This is a genomic window from Psychrobacillus vulpis (assembly GCF_006861825.1).
Taxonomy (GTDB): Bacteria; Bacillota; Bacilli; order Bacillales_A; family Planococcaceae; genus Psychrobacillus; species Psychrobacillus vulpis.
Genome location: NZ_VDGI01000004.1, coordinates 1 through 255, shown reverse-complemented (window position 1 = coordinate 255; position 255 = coordinate 1). Strand labels below are relative to the sequence as shown.

Sequence of the window (255 nt, the reverse complement as noted above, 5' to 3'; positions counted from 1 at the left end):
TCGGTGTCTTGTTTGAAACCGATAGTTTGTGCCACAATCTCACCATTGAAGACATCGAGAATACTAGAAAGATACATCATTGATTGGCCATAAGGCAAGTACGTAATATCCGTTACTAGCTTCTCCAAGGGTTTAGATGCTGAGAAATCACGTGCCAATAAATTCGGTGCGACGTATGCTGGCTGCCCGGTACGCTTCCGTTTCTTCACCTTTACTCTACATTGCCAACCATATTTTTGCATAGTACGCTGCACA

At 43.5% G+C, this 255-nt stretch carries 1 pseudogene; it reads right to left on the bottom strand.

Annotated features, from left to right (window positions below):
* Window positions 1-255, bottom strand: a pseudogene (locus FG384_RS20125) (IS3 family transposase); the annotation flags it as partial.